Consider the following 4,887-nt stretch of genomic DNA (forward strand, 5'->3'; position numbering starts at 1 on the left):
CGGCGAAGTATCCGACACCTCCGAACCCGAAGAGCAGGACAGCGACGATCCCGATGATGCGGTCGACGCCTTGGCCCGCCACCACCATGGCGACGCTGCCCATAGTGAAGATGATGACGGTGATCGCGAGGAAACTGCGCCGCATAGATCAACCCCGCCCAACAGACCGTCACGAACGACTACGGCACCCGATCCCCCGGCGTAGACCAGAGGGAAACTAGCTGAACCAGCGGCGGTAGTTGCCCGTCAGAACCAATGCGATGCCGACCGCGACGATCGTTGTCGTGCGCGGAGGATCGCAGACCTTCTAGGGTCAGTCGATGGCTGGGTTCTCGTCGTCTTGGCCCGGCGGTACGTTGCCCGTTGTCTGGTAGCAACCGTCCACCCGTCCTGGCGCACCCGCATCAGGACCGTGGTGCGCCGACTCGAGGCCGTACCAGGCCGGTCCGTACGAACCGCCGAAGGACTCGCAGGACGTCCCGGACTGGAAGTTAGGGTGGTTCTGACCGTTCGCGATCGGCTGGTCCTGGGGACCGGCCGTATGCGGATGAGCCAGCGCCGCAGATGGAGCGATCAGGAGCGCACCTGCCATCGCGGTGCCGGCGACGATTCGTGTGGTCTTCATGGTGTCTCTCCCAGGATCAAGGCGTGACGTGAACCGTCACGTGGGCTGTCTCGTACAGGATGGAAGCTCTGGTGTCTCCGATCCCGTCTCCCCCGTCTCGGTAGACGCTACGGACGTTCGGAGCGGGGCACATCAACCCAGGGGTGGATGGTCCTCCACCCCGGTGGGGAGTGGTTACCGTCGCATCGCCGATCGCGAAGGGCTACGCCGATCTCGGCGTTGGACCGCCCACGGCTCATGAGTCGGAGCACCTCAGACCTTGCGTTCCGTGAGCCGGCGGAACTCGTCGGGCAGAGCGGCGCCGGCGCGAGGGCGCCGGACGAACTCTTCGATGAAACGTCTCGTGACCGACGGCGCCAGCATCGCCTCACAGGGCAGCGGAAGCGAGACGGCAGGCGACCGGCGAGGAACGCCCAACTCGCCGCGCTGTTGGCCGTCCTACGACCGGCCCCTCACCCGCCGCGGTCGGGCACGTCGATGAAGCCGGACTCGTACGCGCGCACCACGGCCTGGACCCGGTCTCGCACCTCGAGTTTCGCGAAGATGCGGTTGACGTGGGTCTTGACGGTGGCCTCGCCTATGCCCAGGGCGTCGGCGATCTCGTGGTTGGATCGGCCCCGGGCCATCATCTCGAGCACCTCGGCCTCGCGGTCGGTGAGACGTTCGAACTCCGAGGGGAGGTCCCATCCTCCGCGGGGCCGCTCGACGAACCGCTCGATCAGACGGCGGGTGATCGCCGGGGCGAGCATCGCGTCACCGGCGGAGACGGTCCGGACGGCGTCCGCGAGCTGCTCGGGACGGATGTCCTTCAGGAGGAACCCACTGGCGCCGCTGCGCATCGCCTCGTAGACGTGGTCGTCGGCGTCGAACGTCGTCAGGATCACGACCCGCGGCCCGTCGGGAGCCTGGGCGAGCTTGCGGGTCGCCTGCAGCCCGTCGACCTTCGGCATCCGGATGTCCATCAGGACGACGTCAGGGTGCAGCCGAGCGGCCTTCGAGACCGCCTGCATGCCGTCCTCCGCTTCCCCGACGACCTCGATGTCCGGCTGGGCCTCCAGGATCAGACGCAGCCCGCTGCGGACGAGCTCCTGGTCGTCGGCGATGAGCACGCGGATCACGCCGGGACCTCCGCGTGGGGTCTCGGCAGGGGCAGGCGGATCGCGATCGTCCGGTCCGGATCGGTGCTCAGTTCCAGTTCCCCGGCGAACACGGCGGTCCGCTCGCGCATCGCGGCGATCGCCGACGGGTCGCCGTCGCCATCGTGGCTGACCGACAGGACGAGGTCGGAGGCCGCCAGCGTCACAGCGACCCGGCACCGCGTCGCGCCGTCGCCGGCACGCGTGTCGTCCACCGCCCACTCGACCAGCCTGTAGGCGGCCACCTGCAACCCAGCCGGGAGCTCCGCCACGCGCGGGTCGACGTGCACGTTGACGTCCACACCGACCGGTCCGGCGGTCAGACGGCCGATCGCGGTCGAGGACACGTCGGGGGGCACGGAATCCTCTGACATGTCGTGTCGCAGCAGTCCGAGCATGCGCCGCAGCTCCGCCGTCGCGTCCCGCGCCGCGGACTCGACGTTCAGGAGCGACGGCACCGCCGCACCGGGATCGGTGCCGACCAGGAGCGAGCGCGCGGCCGCCAGCTGGACCTGCATCGAGCTGACGGTCTGCGTGATGACGTCGTTCAGCTCACGCGCGATCCGTTGCCGCTCCGCGGTCACGATCTCGGCCCGCTCGGCCTCAAGGCGACGTTCCCCAGCGGCCGCCTCGCCCACAGCGACTCGGAGGCGACCACGGCCGAGCGCGACCAGCCAGCCGATGCCCATCGCGAGCCAGGCGAACAACGTCGGGAACAGCAGGTCCGTCACCGGATCGTTGCCCATCGTCAGGGCGAGGGGTACCAGACCGATCAGCCAGATCACGGCGCCGAGCAGGAGCCTCCCCCAAGAACGAGTTCGCCACCCGAACATGCCCGCGGCGGCCCACACGACGAGGACGGTCGACGCCGAGCCGTTCGGGAACGTGCCCGTGAGCACGGCCTGCATCCCCAGTACCAAGGGCACGACGAGGAGCGCACGCGGGTGCAGGTCCCGGAGGAGCATCGCGACGCACCAGGCGACGATGACTCCGAGGGCAAGCGGCCAGGTGACGTCGGGATCCCTGGCCGCGTCCACCGCCGCCCACGCGGTCACCGCCAGGACGCCAGCATCTGTCAGGTACTTGAGCCGTGCTCCGCGCCGGTTCATCCGTCGCCGATCGGCAGGTGGGCCCGGACGCACCAGGTGTCGTCCTCGTAGCCGGCCGACAGGGTCCCGCCGTACAGGGCGGCCCGTTCACGCATCCCCACGAGTCCGTGCCCGCCGGTCGGGTCGGCCAAGGTCGATCCGGAGGCCGCGTTGCGGATCTCCACGTCGAGCGATGTCGGTCCCTCGACGAGGCGTACGTCGACCCGGGTCCGACCAGCGTGCTTGAGGACGTTCGTCAGGGACTCCTGGACCAGACGGTAGGCGACCAGCTCGATGCCCAGCGGGATGGCCCGGGCGTCCCCGACGACCGAGAGGCGCACGTCCAGCCCGAGCTCCCGCGTGCGCAGCACGAGCTGCTCGACGTCGGACAACCTCGGCTGCGGACCGTTCCGCTCGTCGGCATCGTCGAGCAGGACGGACGTCAGCCGCCGCAGGTCCGCGATGGCCTCGCCCGCCGCATCGGTGGCGGCGTCGACCGCCCCGATGGCGACCGCGGGATCCGCCGCCAGCGCCAGCCTGGCGGCCCCCGCCTGGAGGCTGATCACGTTGATGCCGTGGGCGATCACGTCATGCAGCTCACGGGCGATCCTCGCACGCTCGTGCGAGACCGCATCGAGCACGACCCGACCGCGTGATTCCTGGAGGTCACGTGCGTGCTGCCCGTAGCGCCTCGCGTCCGTCCGGTCCCGCACGAGCGTCCGTGCCACCAGGAACGCGGCGACCGCCCCGGCCGGGACGAACACGAGGTCCTCAGGGTAGGCGGAGGCGTACACCACGCCAGCGACGGCGACCAGCACCGCCCCGATCCCAGCCGGGGACCAGCCGTCCGCGCTCCGTGCTCCGAGGACCCCCGACGCGACGAGCAGGAGCGGGAACGGGATGTGAGATCGCTGGACGGTGACGGGATCGAGCACCGCCCACGCACCAACCACCACCAGCACTGCGACCGCCGCCACCGCGGCGAGGCGAGACTTGCGCACGTCCGCCTCCCTTCACGAGCCCGCAGTGTGCCGCAAAGGGGGGGTCGGGGCACCGGATCCAGAGGATCCGACCTCTCCCTGCCTCGCGCCCGCCGCAGCTCGACGGACGCCTCCCCAAGTGCCCCTCAGGCCGGCTGCACGCCGACCGGGACCGCCTCGTCGACCACCTGGACGCGACGCACGCCGGCGATCCAGCTCGCATCGTCCAGCTTCAGGATCACCATCCCGAACCACCCGTACGCAAGTGCCAGCACGCCGGTGGCGACCTGGCCCACCGGGCGGATCGGCGCTCCCAGGAAGAACGCCAACTGCGCTGCGATCACCACGACAGCGAAGGCGCCCGGCACGAAACCGCTACGCCACAACGCGACGACCAAGAACAGGAATCCGAGCAGCCCGAGGGGTGCCTGGAGGATGAACGGCACCAGTCCGGGCATGACCTCGACCGCCCCGCTGATCTCAGCCGCACGCTGGACGCCAACCTCCCGAGCCAACGACAGGTCGACCATGTCGATGATCAGCATCCCCGTTATCGTCATCATCGCGGGAATCGCCAACAGGGCGCCGACGTGTGCGAGCACGACGCCACGACGACGGACGAGCCGCAACCAGGTGAGCATCATCACCACGGTGCACGTGAAGCCGACCCACAGCAGCGGCGCGGACAGCTGCACCAACTCCGGGTTGTCAACGAGGGAGGCGAGGTAGGCCTCCACACCATCACCGGTCGCCGGCGGGTCCGCCAGCATCCCTGCGAACGTGAACAATCCCGCCGCGATCGCAGCGAGACCGGCCACCGTGCGACGGAAGCGGACGGGATCGGACCAGATCTTCATCTGCAGCTCCTTGGAGATGTTCGATGCGGACGCTAAGCGCATCGAACCGATCCGACGTCCACGCGAGGGTGGAGGACCATCCACCCTCAGGTTGACCTCACGCACGTGCCCGATATCCCCGCAGTGGACCACGAACCACTGGAGAGACTCCGTCGATCGCGCAAGGAGGAGCCTTGATCGAACCACGCGCGACATCCATGG

At 69.4% G+C, this 4,887-nt stretch carries 4 protein-coding genes; all 4 read right to left on the reverse strand.

Going from position 1 to position 4,887, the window contains the following annotated elements; genetic code table 11:
• Positions 1–1,077: 1,077 nt before the first annotated feature.
• On the reverse strand, positions 1,078–1,743 hold the full coding sequence (locus KY469_22300; protein MBW3665825.1) for a response regulator transcription factor: 666 nt from the start codon (positions 1,741–1,743) through the stop codon (positions 1,078–1,080).
• The gene (locus KY469_22305) at positions 1,740–2,870 is read right to left on the reverse strand and encodes a hypothetical protein (protein ID MBW3665826.1); all 1,131 of its coding nucleotides are present in this window, start codon (positions 2,868–2,870) and stop codon (positions 1,740–1,742) included. Before KY469_22305 ends, KY469_22300 begins: the two co-directional genes overlap by 4 nt.
• A complete protein-coding gene (locus tag KY469_22310; GenBank protein MBW3665827.1) occupies positions 2,867–3,850 on the reverse strand; it encodes a sensor histidine kinase in 984 nt (327 codons plus the stop codon). The genes KY469_22305 and KY469_22310 overlap by 4 nt, the downstream gene beginning before the upstream one ends.
• 125 nt (positions 3,851–3,975) lie before the next feature.
• Positions 3,976–4,728, reverse strand: a complete 753-nt coding sequence (locus tag KY469_22315; GenBank protein ID MBW3665828.1) for a hypothetical protein — start codon at positions 4,726–4,728, stop codon at positions 3,976–3,978.
• Between the last annotated feature and the right edge of the window lie 159 nt (positions 4,729–4,887).

The sequence above is a fragment of the Actinomycetota bacterium genome, from assembly GCA_019347575.1.
In the GTDB taxonomy this organism is placed as follows: domain Bacteria; phylum Actinomycetota; class Nitriliruptoria; order Nitriliruptorales; family Nitriliruptoraceae; genus JAHWKY01.